The organism is Acinetobacter sp. NIPH 817, from assembly GCF_000368405.1.
Lineage (GTDB): Bacteria > Pseudomonadota > Gammaproteobacteria > Pseudomonadales > Moraxellaceae > Acinetobacter.
On the sequence record NZ_KB849420.1, the window covers coordinates 370,277 to 385,809 of the forward strand.

Consider the following 15,533-nt stretch of genomic DNA (forward strand, 5'->3'; position numbering starts at 1 on the left):
AATTATTCGTTTTATTGTCGTGCCAATCGAATCGGTTTTGGCATCCATGAAAGATCCGATACTCGGCAAGGGTTAATATCAAGTCCGCCGCGACGAGTATAAGTTGCATAAACCATCAGCTTCTCAGGCTCTAGATTTTGCCAAATATCGGCAAAGATCTGTTCAACACACTGTTCGTGAAAGCCGTTATGCTGACGGTACGAGATAATATAAGCTAAAACACTACGATAACAAGGTTTTTTGCCTTTAAAACGAATAAAAACTGTCCCCCAATCTGGTTGTCCCGTGACTGGGCAGTTACTTCTCAAAAGATGAGAATACAGCTCAATTTCAACTTCTTCACCAGACTCATCTCGTTTTAAAAGAGTTGCATCCGGATGATGCTCTAAACGTTCTGGTGCAAGGTCATCAATACAAATGCCTTGAGGTTTAGAAATCTCTAAATCATCAACCTGAAATAAGGTTAATTCAACTTTTGCACCCGCAGCAGCTGAGAGATCTTTTTCAACCGTTTCAATGAATGAATCTTTCGAATCAAATTGAGTGAAATTAAGACTATTGAAGTAAAGTTTTAATGACTTTGACTCAATTAAATTCGGTGAAGAAGCGGGTAGTGTAATTCTGCCAATCGCAACTTGTGGAATACCATGAGCGTTTAACCATGAGATTTCAAAAACATGCCACCAATCTTTACCTTGAGTAATGCCTTCAATATGTGAATAGCTTTCACGAGACTGAGCACGGGCAATTGGAAATAAAACATCAGGTTGATAATTAGTTGGATATTGGGTTTCTTTACCCAATAAAGACTGTTCGACACTCATTCACGCATTCCTGAACCACGAGCAAGTAAATAGTAAGCAATTCCGTAAAGTACAACACAGCATGATGTCACAATGATTAAAGAGAATGAAACATTCACATCACTATGACCTAAAATGCCGAAACGGAAAGCATTAACCATATAAACAATAGGGTTAATTAAAGAAAGTTTTTGCCAAAAAGGACCAAGTGCACTAATGGCATAAAACACACCACCTAAATAAGTTAAGGGTGTAAGAACAAAGGTGGGAATAATAGAAATATCATCAAATGATTTTGCATAGACTGCATTAATAAAACCACCTAATGAGAAAAGAACCGATGTAATTAAGACTGTATATATAGTTACGAACCAGTTGTGTATGAAAAGGTCAGTAAAGAACATGCTCATTGCAGTCACAATAGCGCCCACTAATACACCACGGCAAATACCGCCAATGACATAGCCCCATAAAATGATATGGAGTGGCACGGGGCTCATGATGAGTTCTTCAATACTTTTCTGGAATTTTACGCTAAAGAAACTTGAAGATACGTTGGCATAACTATTAGTAATAACAGCCATCATAATTAAGCCGGGCACAATAAATTGCATATAGCTCACGCCACCCATTTGTCCAATGCGTGAACCCACCAAATTACCAAAAATGACAAAGTACAAACTCATTGTAATTGCAGGTGGTAATAAGGTTTGTGGCCAAATGCGTAGAAAACGGCGTACTTCTTTACGAACGATGGTCCAGAGAGCAATTTGCAGTTGGCTAAAATTCATTTTGCCTCTCCTTCAAGATTTTTCTCGACCATTTTGACAAATAACTCTTCTAAACGGTTCGATTTATTACGCATACTACGAACACGAATACCTTGAGATTCTAATAGCTGGAATAGGTCATTTAATGTATGAGCTCTATCCATCGTTACTTCTAAAGTATTGCTATCAATTAAGTTAAACTTTACACCAATAATATTTAACTGAAGCGGCCCAATCGGTTCGGCTAAATCGAAGATAAATGATTCTTCATTGAGCTGATTAAGGAAGCTCTTCATGCTGGTATCTTCTTTAATTACACCGCGGTCAATAATCGCAATTTGACGACACAACATTTCTGCTTCTTCTAAATAGTGGGTCGTTAAAATAATAGAAGTACCGCTTTCGTTCATTTCGGTGAGAAAATCCCACATAGAACGGCGTAATTCAATATCTACACCAGCAGTAGGTTCATCTAGAATAAGAAGCTTAGGCTCATGCATCATGGCACGGGCAATCATCAGACGACGCTTCATACCACCAGACAGCATGCGTGCTTGTATATTACGTTTTTCCCATAGGCCGAGCTTTTCTAAATAATGTTCGGCACGTTTTTCTGCAATCTTTTTGTGGATACCATAATAGCCAGCTTGAGTGACTAAAATATCGAATGTTTTTTCAAACTGTCCAAAGTTAAATTCTTGAGGAACGACACCAAGCTGCTGTTTTGCCAGAGATGGATGGGTATCGAGATTATGCCCAAAAATCTCAACAGTTCCTGAGGTTTTTTTCGTGAGGGAGCTGATAATACCAATGGTTGTTGATTTGCCGGCACCATTTGGACCTAACAACGCATAAAATTCACCTTCAGGCACAGTGAGGTTAATACCTTTTAACGCCTGAAAACCATTACGATATGTTTTGGACAAATCTCTTAAAACCAAAGCATCAGTCATGAAATTCTCACATTATGAAAGAGGGGTATATTTTGAGCGATAATGATTAATAAACCAAGTAAAATAGTCGGAATTTTATAAAATTGAGATAAATTTATGAAGTTATTATATAAAAGCTGGTGCGCCCGGCGCGCTCACGAAATGAAACATAAGTTAATGATTTTAATCTATTAAAATGTTCACTTTGTGGGATCATACCGTATAACTTACCGTAAAACTCAAAAATGCCTAAAATTGTACCCGCTTTAACCGACTCTAAAATTAAGTCTGAAATCGCTAAAAATAAGAAAGATATTGAGAAAAAAACTCAAAAACTTTCTGATGGTGGTGGATTATACCTATTAATTGATAAAAAAGGGGCTACAACGTGGCGATTCGATTACACCCGGCCAATTATTAAGAAACGCAACACCATCTCAATCGGCCCATATCCTGAAATATCTCTGGCAGTTGCAAGACAAAAGCGTGAGGAATTCAAAAGCCAAATTGCACAAAATATTGATCCAGTCGAACAGCGCAAACGAGATATACAGGTTAAAAAAAGAAATCTAGTTTCAACCTTTGCAGCGGTAGCGGATGAATTTAGATTAACAGAAGAAATCACCGAAAGTACTAAACAGAGAAACGATTCAATCTGGGAAAAACTTTATTTAAGTGTTGGTTCAATTCCAATTTCAGAAATCACAGCTCTACAAATTTTAGATGCATGTAGATTGTACGAGAATCAAGGTAAATATGATTCAGCAAAAAGAATGCGTTCTAAAGCCAGTCAGGTTTTTAAGTATGCGATCGTGTTAGGGCTTTGTCAGTTTAATGTGGCAGATCAAATATCAGGTATTTTAAAATCAGGTACAGTTAAGCACTACGCAGCAATTACTGATGAAGAGCGATTAGGACAACTGCTTTTGGATTTATCAGAACCAAATATTAATGGCTCAATCATCGTTTACTTCGCCACATTAATATTGCCTTATGTTTTTGTTCGTCCAGGTGAACTGCGTTGGGCGGAATGGGAAAATATAGATTTAGAAAAAGGCCTTTGGGCATACACACCACCAAAGACACAAAACAAGACTCAACTGGAACATATAGTTCCTTTAGCTACGCAAGTAGTTGAGTATTTAAGGAAGCTCTACAAATTAACCGGAAGTACAAAGTATGTCTTTGCTTCAATGAAAAAGGGAAATCCTGTTATTAGTGAATCCACTATTAATAAAAGGCTTAAAAATTTTGGATTTGCAAATGGTGAAACCACGGGTCATGGATTACGGGCAACTGCACGTACTTTATTAGATGAAGTACTTCACTATCCGATTGAGCGCATTGAACAGCAACTCGCGCACCAAGTTAAAGATATGCATGGTAGGGCATACAACCGAACAAAATACTTAAAGGAACGTAGCGAAATGATGCAGGCTTGGGCGGATTATTTAGATAGGTTGCGCGAAGAAGCTAGAGTAAGAAGAGTTAATTAATTAAAAAGGCCTTATCAAAATAAGGCCTGAATTTTTTCTTTGTACTTCTCATAAAGTTCTTTGGAAAGTTCAACTCTAGTTGAACCGCCCAATTTAACTTTTTTAAGTTCACCTGAATCAAACATTCTATAAATAGTTGTCTTTGATAAATTTGTGACTTGAATTGTCTGATTAACTGTTAATAACATTTATCCCCCTCCTTACTTTCAGCTTTGGGATTAGCCCACCAAAGTACAGGGCCATCTTCTGAATCAAATGCTGCAATTAAAAATAATCCTTGTTCAGGTGGTTCAGGCTTCCAGTTTGGCCAAACTACTGCATCTTCCGGTATATTTGGAATTTCATCGTAATCTAATAGTTGAGTTTCAATTTTAACTCCAAGACTTAACTGAAGTTGTTTCCACTGATCTTTTGTATAGCTTTCTGTACCTTCTTCAATGGTGTCAAATAGCTCAATGTCTGGATGGAACCAGTTAAAAAGGTTTTCAGGTAGTTCCATTGGCTGGATTTGATATTTAAAACCACTTGGCCCTGAATCACTTACTCCATTTGGCAATTTCATCCAGTGAGTTACATCCTCATATTCAATAAAGTCATCATGGAAATCGTCTTGCCAGCCATCAAACTTTATGTACTCGCCTTTCATTTCGGAGTACTCTTCATCCTGAAATAGATAACCCTGTACAGTTCCTTTATTTGTTTTTATCAAAACCAACTCTTCAAAGGTTGGAAGACGGTCATTAACACTAATCCATCGCGTTACCGCCTGAGCTTCTGCTTTTTCTCGCATGAAGATCACGGCTTTTTTCCACATCGCCCAGCCACTATTTACTCGATGATATATTTCAACAAGGTCATCTTCACTAAAATCTGTTTTTATTCCTTCAGCAAGTTCAAAACAACCGCCAATCATGTCAAATTTAAGTACTTCTAAGTGATCAGGAAGCCAGTATTTTTCTTTAAAAATTGGTAGCTGTTCTACCCAAAATGCTTGTTTAGTTTTTAAGTCAATCATTCACGCCACCATTTTATAAATACGTTTAACTTCTTGGTCTAGCTCATCCATTGCAGAACGACCTTCTTTGAAATACTTCAAAAGCATTAACTTGTAGCGCTCTTGAGCAGCTTTGTTCATTTCACCTTTCTCAGTCAAGGTGAGGGTAGCTTTGTTGCCTTTAATTAGGTTTACGCCATGAGGTGTACCTCTGCCGCGATAACCTGCATTCACATTGAAGACTATGAACTTCTCGAAAAGCTGCTGTGGTAGCAGCTTTGGCTCGAAAAGAAACTCTGGAGAAGTTTGGTTCATCAGGCTTGTTCCTCCAGTAAATACTCAGGGTTTCCTTTCTCCAATAATGCTAAACGAGTGGTAATCGCCTTTAAGAGAGGTTCCATTTGTTTATCAGACCAACCACGGGTATAGCGATAAACAGCATTTACTTCTACTGTGGTTTTAGATTCACTAACTCGTTGAAGTAGGGTGTCTAGAGTTTTTTTATATGCCTCATCCAAGATTTCAGTTTGCTCAACAGGATCTTTTGATGACTCATTTTCAAATGCTGCTATTTCATTTTTAGCTAAGGTTTCAATGTCTTGTTTAACTGCTGTAAGTTTTGATGCTTCAATTTGAGTAAGGGCATCTATTCCTAAGTGTTCACAAACGGTTTTTACATCTAGTCCGCACCCATCAATGAAAGCCTGTAATTCATCACGCTGTTCATTTGAAATACCTTTAAACTCAGGCGGGTTTTTCCACTTCTTCTGCTCTTGGTCAAATGTGCAATTCATTTCGCGGGCACGCAATTGAACTGCATGCCACATAGGCAAGGCATATTTATGTTCTCTATCGAGCGATTCAGTAAGTTGGTTTAAATCACCAGCATGATTAGCTTCAGTACAAGACTGTTTGAAGTTACTGAGATCGGCTTGAGCTTTAATCTCAGCTGCTTGCATTGGAGTCAATGTATTAATGTGGTCTTTAGCCTGCTTAAGTAGATCAGCCAAGAAAGTAGGGGAGCTACTTAATTCTGGTACTGGTACTTGGCCGGTACAAATTTCAGCACCACTCGAAGTAGTCATTACCGCCCCTAATCGGCCGGAGTTTTTAGCATGATGAGTAGGCGTAGGATTGAATAGAATCGTACGATTGGTATCACCATTCTCATCTGTAGAAGAGTGTAAATAGCCCATTACATCGGCCATTCGGTAAAGTAAATTTCTGTTTTTACCAGCTAGATCTGGTCTATACACTTTGAGTTTTTCTTTGCCTGCTTCCTCTTCAACAGCATGGGCAATAAATACAACATCTTTACCAAAGCTCTGCCATTTGCGGACCATAGTCATAAACTTGTTACCAGCTAAACCTTGAGCTTTAAGGGTGAGAGTTTGGTCACGCTGTCTATTATCAGGATTCTTTAAAAGTTGATCCTTAATAGCATCTAACATAGCCCCAACCGTATCGGCCACAATTGTTTGATAGTTGTCGTAAAAACTATCCTTTAAGTTTTCAAGGTCTAACCACGTGTCAATGCGTACAATGGTGCCACGTCGAAGCTCAGGCGCTACACGATGTTGACCTTTGTCAAAGTCAAAAATTACAGGCTTGTTAGCTGTATGAGCAATGGAACTTTTACCAAGACCAGGGTCTGTATATAGGTAACAAATTACGCTTTGAACCAATAACGTTTGTTCGGGTGTAAAAACTTCAATAGCCATAATATTTTGCTCCTATCGACTGCCAGTAAAGCCGCGTTTTTGCTTATACGATTTGCGTTCAATTGATGAGATGTGAGAGTTACCAAGGTCTATTGCCAGCTTTTTCTTTCGTTGAAAGCTGATCTCTTGGGTAAGTACTTCCCACACTTTGGGATATTCAGATTGGAACTTTATTACGTCTAAAGGCGTCTTAACGTCACTTTTAACCTTGTAAAGAACTGTGCCATTTGCATTAGATGCATAAACGATCCACCCAATACGCACTGAGTAAATGCCTGTGTTGTCACGGCCTAAATATGACTTGTATCCGTCAGGGTGTTTTTTGAAGTTAGTCATGATTAGCCTCCAAGCATCCAAGATGCAGCGGCTACTGCAATCACCCAAAGGATGAAAGAGAGGACAATAAACTTTACGAAGTCTATTGCGTTGGCTTTGATAGTGGCGAAACGAGAAGGGCGCTGTTCTTCAACAGTAGGATGTTGATATAAGCGTGCAGTCGTTTGACTAGGGATAGTGTTTTGTTTCATACTTATCTCGCAGTTTGCAAAGCACATCGGAAGGTCAGAGAGTCGGTGTGCTTTTTTGTTGTCTGTGAGATAAATATAAGAAAACTTAGTTTTTGAGTCAAGTAAAAATATAAGAATACTTAAATTAATTTTAAGATAACTTATTTTTCATGTTTTAATAAGCAAAAGAAAACCCACCGTGGTGGTGGGCGAGGTGTCTATGAAATTAGAAAGTCTTGTGTTGATTGGCAATCGTCTTTTTGAAAATTCAACTCAATTATATTTTGAGAACTTTCCTTTTAATGGGGATGAATTTTATGTACCAGTTGGGGATTATACTAAACCAATTGGTTTTCTAAAGTTTAAGCAAATTGCTAAGGCAGGCTGCTTTGAATTATCCGAATTAGTGTCCCTAGATTATCCCAACCCAAATCCACAATTTTCGTTGTCAGGTGTTTTATACTCTCGGAAGAAAGCGCTCGAAGCCCATCAATTAATTTGTGCTTATCAGCAGGCAGTAAGTCGGCTGCCATAATTTTAGATTCAAGAATAGCTTTCAGTTGAACGGCTTCAAATTTAACAGTCACAACTCCTAGAATTGCAGATAAGCCACCATCATCAGCCAGAAAATCCATCCCATTCTGGTTGATTGTGGATGAGCCAAATTGAAATTTTTTAATTCCTTTATCACCGATAGATGCTGAAGCGATTACACTATCGGACTCTACAAGTTTGTGTTGCATTAAGTAGTATAAATTAGCAACAGCCGTATCATACTCAGTGGTTCCGTGATTATATTCTTTGTTGAAATCATAGAAATTAGGGTAAGCCGAACTCATCTTAGTTAATAATTCAAGTTGTAAATTTCTGTCTAGTATCATGGCCTAATTCTTTAGAAGTGTTTTAAATAATAGTGTCGGGACATGGTTTCAATTACACAAAAAGCTGAATCCGCTTAAATTCTTTATTAGCTTCAATATGGCTTCTATAAAATTTATCTTTATCTTTTGAATCAATAAATTCTTTGAATGTATTTGCTTCTATAAGTCTATAAATAAACCTTTCACCTGTTCTGAGCACTACCGTCAATAAGAAATGCTGGTAAAGAACATGGCTAATATTCCGGGAATTAACTTCAATTTTTTCCATATCTTGATTCCCTTTTTTTGAAAATATTGTGTTGTGTACTCATTAATTCATTTTTAACTTTAAATTATAGCTTCATGCTAGATATTGAAATATTCTTTTTCCTAAATAAATATAATGTATTAGGTCATAATTTTCTTTAATTAACTTTTGCGAACTCTTCTTTTTGCGCGATATGTATACCTCATTGAATCAATCACTTGTCCAATGAAGTGACAATTTTCATCAATTGGTAAGATGTTTGGATGAAAGTTCGGGTTTATTGCCTTGAGATATCGTGAGCCGTCAGATTCAATAACTAACTTCTTGAAAGTCGCATCTTTATCATTTCTTACAACAATGATGTCTCCAGATTGCATATCAGAATAATGAACTGTTGGATCTACAACAATGTAATCACCTTCAATGAAGTCTGGCTCATTACTTACACCTTTGACTTTTAGGTAAAAACATTTTTCGCAGTCATCTGGTAATGGAAACCATTCGACAACCTGAGACATATCTACAGATTCAACATTCGTAAAGTTACCTGCTTGAACCCAAGAGAGAACTGGAGCCATTCGAGCTTGAACAGGGGCTACATTTGTAGATGCTTGAACAAGGATTTCACCTTTACCTGTCAGGATATATTCAGTTGTAACTCCAAATGCATTAGCCATTGCCTCTAGCGAACCTGCTTTGGGTAAATAACTGTCTTTTTCCCATTCCGTAACAGCAGGCGAACTAACTCCTGCAATCTTCGCTAATTGCACTTGAGTTAATTTTTTAGCTCGTCTGAGCGCACGTATGCGCTGACCAATAGTATCTATATTCATATAAGTTATCTTACATATTGCTTTTATAAGTTTTCTTTGATTAAATACTAAGAAATCTTACTTTTTGGGTGTGGTTATGACTAAAGAAGAAGCATTTAAGTTGCTTGGGGTGAATGGTGTGGAGTTGGCTGGAAAGTTAGGCATTGAGCCTTCAGCAGTTTATCAATGGCCAGATCAGAAAATCCCATTAGCTCGTGAATACCAAATTCGTGATTTAGCTGAAGGCAAAGTGCCACTAAAACACAAAGCAGCTGTTGAATAAGGAATTTTTTATGAGCCTTGAAAAAGAAGATCTTCGTTTGAAGATGCTCCCCGACATGATGGAGCGATTGCGTCTTATTGCAGACGTTCGAGGGAATGATTATGCACATCAAGCTATTGTCCTTTTAGAAAAAGCAATTATGGGTGAATACCATGAAGTTAGCTTAATGCTTGAAAGAGCTAATAAAAATAGGAAGAAAAGGGAGAGCTTGGGAATTCTTGGTCGTGTTGGGGTAAACCCTGATTCACATATTTTAGAAATTAAAAAAGCCTGATGGTCAAGATCAGGCTTTTCAATTCATCAATACGGAAACCAATGAATATGCAAACTAATTTATCAAATGAGTCAACAAAATACAATCAGCAGGATTTTCTACCCGGTGATGTAGTCGTGCTTGTAAATCCAACTTCATCAAATGATTTATATGAAATCGAAGCATTTCAGCCAAAAGAATATTACTGGCTGGTTGGTAGTGGAATTACTCACAAAAATGAAATACGTCCGGCAACAGTGGCAGAACTTAATGCCAAACGCCGTCTAACAAATGCTGAGCAAGCATTAGCGGAGGTTTCATGAGTATTTCAGAACAACAAAGCCAAAAAAATATCCAATCGTGGCATGAACCAGCATTAAGAACACTGTCTGGTTTATTGGAAGTCCGTAAGAAAAATCTATCACGCCAAAATCGGGATGAGAAAAATGCTGCTGTTACTCGTGAAGAATTTATGCAAGCCCTTATAGATCAACATGGCAAACACGGTCTTTATCTCGGTCATGCTGGTCAAATTATCTCAAGTTTGTATCGGGCAAAGCGGATCCGTTACTTAGGTAGCACTTTCATTCAGATGAATGAAGAGGGGAAGCAATGAGCTTAGACGCATCCATTTGGGCTTTTAAAGCAGAGGTCAAAACCTCTAGTCAAAGACTCGTTTTATTGGCCTTAGCTGATAGAGCAGGTGAATCGCACAAGTGCTACCCAAGCATTAAGCGAATGGTTAAAGATACTCTTCTCAACCGTAAAACTATTATCAAAGTTTTAGATGAACTTGAAGCTGGATCTTTTATTAAATTCACTGGTGAAATAACTGGAAATGGCGTGAAGGTTTACCAGTTAATTGGTGTGATAGGCCGTGAAGAAAATGATTTAACCAATCCCAAAAAAGGGACTAGTACCAATAATGGAACTAGTACCAATTTAGGTACTGGTTCCAAAAGCGGGACTAGTACCAATAATGGGACCGTAACCAGTCCCAAAAACGGTACCGAGACCAGTACCAATATTGGGACACAGAACCTATCAATGAATCTATCAGATGAATCTATAAATAAAAAAACATGGTTGAGTTTGAAAAAACTTGGTGAAGAAATTCGTTTAGCAACAGATCAGGAAACTTACGAGCAGATCAAAAACGCAACTTGGTTTGATCGTGAACTTCGAGCATTTGAACTCTACAACGCTGAAAAGAATCTTTGTGATGAACTCATGAATTACCACTTTGCAGATTGGTTAATCAACGCCTGTGGAAAATACAAATCACGTGAGCAAACTAAAAACTCAAACACTGGAACACAGGTTCGAGTCTCGCAGGGGGATTCAATCGCACTCAGTTCAAAACAAATTTACTCATTCGCTCAAAAACTTTCTGTCCTTCCTGAATTCGCTAGCAAGTATGCGGAAGGAAACGAAAGTTATGAGCAACTAGCTGCACGTATCGCAGTAAAACTTGCAGATGCTGAGCAACAACAAAAATTGATGCCATACCTAAAGCAAGTCGGATTTCAATCAAAACGTAATGGAGAACTAGCATGAACAAATTTGAAATTTTAGCGTGGGCAATGCTCATCTCAATCGTAACTGGAGTCATCTGTGGCGTTGTAGTGCTTTGGTGGCATACGCGAAAGGAGGCAATTCAGGAGTGAGTTCAATGAGCCTTGCTGAATATCGTGAATTATTTCCTATTCAGAAAAATAAAAAGCGCCGTTCAGCAAAGCAAACACGGGAACCAAGTGTGGGGGAGGTTTTATTAGCAACACATCTTAAAGCTTGCAAGATTGATTTTGAGCAGGAATATAAATTCCACCCGAAACGCAAATGGCGGGCGGATTTTTTAATTACGGGAACAAAGATTTTGGTTGAGGTGGAGGGTGGTATCTGGAGTGGTGGACGTCACACAAGAGGCAAAGGTTACATCGGGGATATGGAGAAATATAACTCGGCGGCAATGATGGGTTTTACAGTTTTACGGTTTAGTACAGAGCAAGTGAAGTCAGGTTTAGCGGTTCAGCAGATAGAGAAAATGGTTGGGGGAATGAATGACACTAATGATCGATAAGAAGCATGTTATGCACTCAGTGGACTGGACACGATTCGATCTGGAGGGTTGGTTATATCAGTTCGGTGCATGGTTAGATCAAAAGAGTTTTACCGGTATTCCTTCAGGTGCTTACAGTAACCCGATTGCCTCAGCGATGGTGCAAGTTGAAAAGCAGCGCCGTATAAAAAGATTAGGTAAGAAGAAACAACGAGAGATTATTGCGAATTACTTTGTGAGTGAATCAGATCCATTCCGTAAATCTAAATCTAAAACTCAGTGCCAGATTGATGACAATGAAGCCCGTGCTGTACAACGTTTAATATTGGACTTAATGGGGCAGAGTGAAGTTATGGATGAATGGATGGAAGCGATTATTGACCGTTACTTTCGTGGGCAGTCATGGCCTGAGATGGTACGAGAAGATCGTTCTCAATCAGATGCACGTAGTGATGTAAAGTGTGGGTTAGCAGTGTTGCATTGTCGATATGGGTTTATTGGGTATTAACTATAATTTTAATATCCTTTAAACTGTTCAGGTAAAATAATTAGTCTCCATAAGACTAATTATTGATCCCTTTTAATATAAAAATAAGATATAAAGTACTTTGTTTTTTATTTATTGGGGGTAGTAAGTGGACACTAGAGAATTACGCGTCAAATATAATAATGAATGGCCAAAAAAATTTAACTTTCCTGTAGAAGATATATTCTTTCAAAGAGTTGAAGAAAAAAAACTTGATCAAATATTTTTTCCTGTATCACTTTCATATTCTGAAACATGGGAGTTTCAATATTATTTAGGGTATTTATTAGATGCATTGGATATGTTGCCAAATAGACCTGATTTAGCGTTTGATCATATTTGGAAAGCATTAGATTTAGAGTTTTTTAGAGTAAGAGATGAGCTGGTTTCATATAACGCTTCAAGATTTGACGCATTTGTAGATAAAATTCTCAGTAATTCAAATACAGCAAAAAGTATATTGATATATTTGAAACTTATTCCTTATCAAACTTGTGAGTACGCTGCTAAAAGAATTATTGAGGCCTCTGCTAAAGCAGATGCAGATAAAAATGCGGAAAATTTATTTGATAGAGCAAAAAAAGCTTTAGGAGAAGATTTTATCTTAAAGTTTGTTGAAAAATATCCTGCTCAAGATAACAACAAACCATCATCAGCTGACCAGAGAAAGGCTGGAAGACTGTTAAAGTTGATTTTTGCTGGGAATGAAATTGAAATCAAAGGAGTGAAGTTTTTAATTGAGGAGAAGAAGCTAGCAGTTTTTCTCCTCAAGGTAGTTCTAGCTAACTCAAGAAATGAAAGGTTTCATGGGAGTGTATTTCCGCCATTTAGAAGCAGTGTTGCAAGATTAGAAACATATGCTCATGCTTTTTATTTATTCCATATTTCATATGCTTTATTAATGGATGTATTTTTATATCGTAACTATGGGGAGATTGACTCTTCTACAGTTGAACTTAATATGCAGAAAAATACAGAAATCTTCAGTACTTTATTTGATGGACTTTAAGTAAGAAGAATAAGTAGTTCTTATATTTCAAATTAAAGAGATGTTTTATATCAGCATCTCTATTATTTTTTGAGTTATCAAAAGTCTATTAAGTAATATTTTTAAAACTAAGTGGTTTTAAAGACAGAGAAAAAAGTAATGAAATTTAAAGGATATTTGGACTATACCGATGGATCAAAAGATTATATTGAAGTCATTGAGTTCATCATTCGAGAAAAAAACTCGATTGCATTTGAACTTAAAACCTCGTGGTCTGAGCAAGGTTTTTGGATTTTTAATGGGGTCGCAAAATTTCAAGGCAACAATGTTTATAAATCAGATCATTTAAAGGGACGAATGGCTTCTGATTTATCAATTGAAGAATCAAGTAAGGCTGTTATTGTTTTTCAAATAATGAATATTGATGCAAAGAATTCAGAAGTTGATATTATTGGATCAGTCAACTATGGATTAGAAGTTTTTAATTTTGAAGGACTCCTAGAAAAAGATATTTAATAAAATAGATCATTAATACCTTGAACCTGTACAGGGTAAATGTTATTTTTGCGTTATAGTGGTCGAAGTGTAAATAAAGATCACGTAAGTTATTTAAAAGCTCGCCATATATGACGAGCTTTGTTTTATTCTGGATAAATAAAATTATGAAATTTCTTTTGTTGGGGCTTGTTTTAATGCTGAGTGGTAATTCATTCGCCAATGATAAAACCTCCAACCCTCAAGATGGAATTTTGTGGAAGAATGCGCCATATATCAATGGTCAGAATTTATTGAAAGGCAAGCCAACTTCAATCACTGTTGAAGTGGAAAGTGATGAAGCTGGTAAAGTGGTATCTGTAAGCGTAATTAAAAGTAGCCAGATTTTAGAACTTGATAGCTACGTGGTTAATGCTTATAAAAATGCAAGTTTTTACCCTTTTGTAGAAAATGGAGAATATTTTCCAATTAGAATCCAACAAACAGTTGACTTTATAAAGGATGAAAATGATTCATTTAAAAATAAGTTAATTAAATTTCTTAAATGATATTAATAAGTTAGGTTTTGAAGCTCATCATTTAATGGGCTTTTTTGTTGTCTATGATATATATTTTGATAGATATAAGAGGTTTAAGTCATGGATATGGAAGAATACTATTTAGAATTTCCAGATCAAAATCCTGAAAACTTTGATGAGAACGGTAATTTAAAGGAAGAAATAGCTATAGAAATAGCATTAGAGAGAGATTTTTTCTATCTTGAGAAATTGCAGAAGGTAAAAGACATTCGAGAAGAGCAGAAAGCTCTTTTACTAAAACATAAAGGTATTAAATAATCCTATCTTTTCTGGTTACTGAAAGGTTCAGATCTACACGAAATGTCTAAATTAGTTCTAAATATTTTAAGAGCACCTAAAAATTAAGTATAATATATATTGTAAATACATGTATTAAAGTATAGTATTTATATCAAATACTGCGCTGAAAGTTTTTTGTTTTTGACCCGTTTCTTTTTTAGAAGCGGGTTTTTTAATTTATAATTTGATTTCATTAGAATAATTTAGATTAGAAATTTTATGGAACGGGGAATCCTTTTAGAAAAATCATTAAAAATGATTTTGGAACTTAAAGAAGAGATCATTAGTAGCAAAGTGATCGATTGTGGACCTAGATTAGATCTAGTTGAACAATGTATCTATATTTCATTTGAACATGGAATTGGAGTTAATACTTTATTAACGTTAGATATGCCAATTCAAGCAATGGTTTTATCTCGTGCTCAGTTCGAGTCTGCAGTACGAGCTTACTGGTTATTGTTTTGTGCATCTAATTTTCAAATTTCTAAATTAAGTTTTAGTTATACTTTTGAAGAACAGTTTCTTAAAGATACATTTCCTACGTTAACTGAAATGTTGGAAATGCTGCAGAAATTAGATTTACCTGCTAAAGCAGTAATTAATATGTTTGTTGAATTTAAAAAGTATCATCTCAATCAACTAAACTCATTTGTCCATACAGGTAAACATTCTTTTACTCGTGATGTAATGGGTTTTGATGAAAATTTAGTTCTGACTTTACTAAGACAAACTAATAATTTAATTACAGCTACATCGCAAATTATGTTGACACATACTGTTGCCGATAAACAGAAATTCATTCACTTGTTGATTGAAAAATATCGGGATTGTTTCTTTTTGCAAGAAGATTTAGACCCCAAAGTGAAAGCAAGAGTAGATAGTTATTTTAGCTGATTTTTTAATTTACCGA

At 36.4% G+C, this 15,533-nt stretch carries 25 protein-coding genes and 1 pseudogene; 14 read left to right on the forward strand and 12 right to left on the reverse strand.

Annotated elements, in window-relative coordinates; translation table 11 throughout:
• Positions 1-11: 11 nt before the first annotated feature.
• The 3 genes from queF to F968_RS05355 are packed head-to-tail and all read right to left on the reverse strand — an operon-like array spanning position 12 to position 2,526.
• Entirely contained in the window at positions 12-824 is an 813-nt protein-coding gene (queF, locus tag F968_RS05345; protein WP_004791023.1) for an NADPH-dependent 7-cyano-7-deazaguanine reductase QueF, read from the reverse strand.
• Entirely contained in the window at positions 821-1,594 is a 774-nt protein-coding gene (locus F968_RS05350; RefSeq protein WP_004791025.1) for an ABC transporter permease, read from the reverse strand. Before F968_RS05350 ends, queF begins: the two co-directional genes overlap by 4 nt.
• Positions 1,591-2,526: an ABC transporter ATP-binding protein gene (locus F968_RS05355; protein WP_004791028.1), complete on the reverse strand. Its 936-nt coding sequence runs from the start codon at positions 2,524-2,526 to the stop codon at positions 1,591-1,593. Before F968_RS05355 ends, F968_RS05350 begins: the two co-directional genes overlap by 4 nt.
• 224 nt (positions 2,527-2,750) lie before the next feature.
• On the opposite strand from F968_RS05355, the gene F968_RS05360 reads away from it, so the two are divergent.
• On the forward strand, positions 2,751-4,001 hold the full coding sequence (locus tag F968_RS05360; protein WP_004791030.1) for a tyrosine-type recombinase/integrase: 1,251 nt from the start codon (positions 2,751-2,753) through the stop codon (positions 3,999-4,001).
• Between the two features lie 14 nt (positions 4,002-4,015).
• On the opposite strand, the gene F968_RS05365 is transcribed toward F968_RS05360, so the two are convergent.
• The 9 genes and pseudogenes from F968_RS05365 to F968_RS05410 all read right to left on the reverse strand — a co-directional run bounded on the left by F968_RS05365 (position 4,016) and on the right by F968_RS05410 (position 9,183).
• On the reverse strand, positions 4,016-4,189 hold the full coding sequence (locus F968_RS05365) for a helix-turn-helix domain-containing protein (protein WP_000927794.1): 174 nt from the start codon (positions 4,187-4,189) through the stop codon (positions 4,016-4,018).
• Positions 4,180-5,016: a DUF551 domain-containing protein gene (locus tag F968_RS20760; RefSeq protein ID WP_004791032.1), complete on the reverse strand. Its 837-nt coding sequence runs from the start codon at positions 5,014-5,016 to the stop codon at positions 4,180-4,182. Before F968_RS20760 ends, F968_RS05365 begins: the two co-directional genes overlap by 10 nt.
• On the reverse strand, positions 5,017-5,313 hold the full coding sequence (locus F968_RS05380; protein WP_085944184.1) for a hypothetical protein: 297 nt from the start codon (positions 5,311-5,313) through the stop codon (positions 5,017-5,019). It abuts the gene before it with no gap.
• A gap of 245 nt (positions 5,314-5,558) precedes the next feature.
• A pseudogene (locus F968_RS05385) lies at positions 5,559-6,716 on the reverse strand (ATP-binding protein); the annotation flags it as partial.
• 12 nt (positions 6,717-6,728) lie between these two features.
• Positions 6,729-7,052, reverse strand: coding sequence for a hypothetical protein (locus F968_RS05390; RefSeq protein WP_004791039.1), 324 nt, complete (start codon positions 7,050-7,052; stop codon positions 6,729-6,731).
• A 2-nt stretch (positions 7,053-7,054) separates the two neighbouring features.
• Positions 7,055-7,243, reverse strand: coding sequence for a hypothetical protein (locus F968_RS05395; protein ID WP_004791040.1), 189 nt, complete (start codon positions 7,241-7,243; stop codon positions 7,055-7,057).
• Between the two features lie 353 nt (positions 7,244-7,596).
• Positions 7,597-8,103, reverse strand: coding sequence for a hypothetical protein (locus F968_RS20205; protein WP_004791042.1), 507 nt, complete (start codon positions 8,101-8,103; stop codon positions 7,597-7,599).
• Between the two features lie 52 nt (positions 8,104-8,155).
• On the reverse strand, positions 8,156-8,371 hold the full coding sequence (locus tag F968_RS05405; RefSeq protein WP_004791044.1) for a KTSC domain-containing protein: 216 nt from the start codon (positions 8,369-8,371) through the stop codon (positions 8,156-8,158).
• A gap of 140 nt (positions 8,372-8,511) precedes the next feature.
• Complete coding sequence (locus F968_RS05410) at positions 8,512-9,183, reverse strand: LexA family protein (protein ID WP_004791046.1); 672 nt, start codon at positions 9,181-9,183, stop codon at positions 8,512-8,514.
• 76 nt (positions 9,184-9,259) lie between these two features.
• On the opposite strand from F968_RS05410, the gene F968_RS05415 reads away from it, so the two are divergent.
• From F968_RS05415 to F968_RS20320, 13 genes are all read left to right on the forward strand, one after another.
• Positions 9,260-9,445 (forward strand): Cro/CI family transcriptional regulator, encoded by a 186-nt coding sequence (locus F968_RS05415; RefSeq protein WP_004791047.1) that lies wholly within the window; start codon positions 9,260-9,262, stop codon positions 9,443-9,445.
• A gap of 10 nt (positions 9,446-9,455) precedes the next feature.
• Positions 9,456-9,719: a hypothetical protein gene (locus tag F968_RS05420; RefSeq protein WP_004791049.1), complete on the forward strand. Its 264-nt coding sequence runs from the start codon at positions 9,456-9,458 to the stop codon at positions 9,717-9,719.
• A gap of 47 nt (positions 9,720-9,766) precedes the next feature.
• A complete protein-coding gene (locus F968_RS05425; protein WP_034596154.1) occupies positions 9,767-10,021 on the forward strand; it encodes a hypothetical protein in 255 nt (84 codons plus the stop codon).
• On the forward strand, positions 10,018-10,314 hold the full coding sequence (locus F968_RS05430) for a hypothetical protein (RefSeq protein ID WP_004791052.1): 297 nt from the start codon (positions 10,018-10,020) through the stop codon (positions 10,312-10,314). The genes F968_RS05425 and F968_RS05430 overlap by 4 nt, the downstream gene beginning before the upstream one ends.
• Positions 10,311-11,255: a helix-turn-helix domain-containing protein gene (locus F968_RS05435; protein WP_004791054.1), complete on the forward strand. Its 945-nt coding sequence runs from the start codon at positions 10,311-10,313 to the stop codon at positions 11,253-11,255. Before F968_RS05430 ends, F968_RS05435 begins: the two co-directional genes overlap by 4 nt.
• Positions 11,252-11,365, forward strand: a complete 114-nt coding sequence (locus tag F968_RS20210) for a putative phage replication protein (protein WP_004791056.1) — start codon at positions 11,252-11,254, stop codon at positions 11,363-11,365. Before F968_RS05435 ends, F968_RS20210 begins: the two co-directional genes overlap by 4 nt.
• A complete protein-coding gene (locus F968_RS05445; RefSeq protein ID WP_034596155.1) occupies positions 11,362-11,778 on the forward strand; it encodes a DUF559 domain-containing protein in 417 nt (138 codons plus the stop codon). The genes F968_RS20210 and F968_RS05445 overlap by 4 nt, the downstream gene beginning before the upstream one ends.
• A complete protein-coding gene (locus F968_RS05450) occupies positions 11,759-12,265 on the forward strand; it encodes a P-loop NTPase family protein (RefSeq protein ID WP_004791061.1) in 507 nt (168 codons plus the stop codon). The genes F968_RS05445 and F968_RS05450 overlap by 20 nt, the downstream gene beginning before the upstream one ends.
• Positions 12,266-12,392: 127 nt before the next feature.
• Positions 12,393-13,292: a hypothetical protein gene (locus F968_RS05455; protein ID WP_004791063.1), complete on the forward strand. Its 900-nt coding sequence runs from the start codon at positions 12,393-12,395 to the stop codon at positions 13,290-13,292.
• A gap of 138 nt (positions 13,293-13,430) precedes the next feature.
• Positions 13,431-13,787 carry a hypothetical protein gene (locus F968_RS05460; RefSeq protein ID WP_004791066.1) on the forward strand — a complete coding sequence of 119 codons (357 nt, stop codon included), beginning with the start codon at positions 13,431-13,433 and terminating at the stop codon, positions 13,785-13,787.
• Between the two features lie 146 nt (positions 13,788-13,933).
• Complete coding sequence (locus tag F968_RS19445) at positions 13,934-14,314, forward strand: TonB family protein (RefSeq protein WP_004791068.1); 381 nt, start codon at positions 13,934-13,936, stop codon at positions 14,312-14,314.
• A 90-nt stretch (positions 14,315-14,404) separates the two neighbouring features.
• On the forward strand, positions 14,405-14,602 hold the full coding sequence (locus tag F968_RS05470) for a hypothetical protein (RefSeq protein WP_004791071.1): 198 nt from the start codon (positions 14,405-14,407) through the stop codon (positions 14,600-14,602).
• A gap of 240 nt (positions 14,603-14,842) precedes the next feature.
• Entirely contained in the window at positions 14,843-15,517 is a 675-nt protein-coding gene (locus F968_RS20320; protein WP_004791073.1) for a DUF6988 family protein, read from the forward strand.
• Positions 15,518-15,533: the final 16 nt, after the last annotated feature.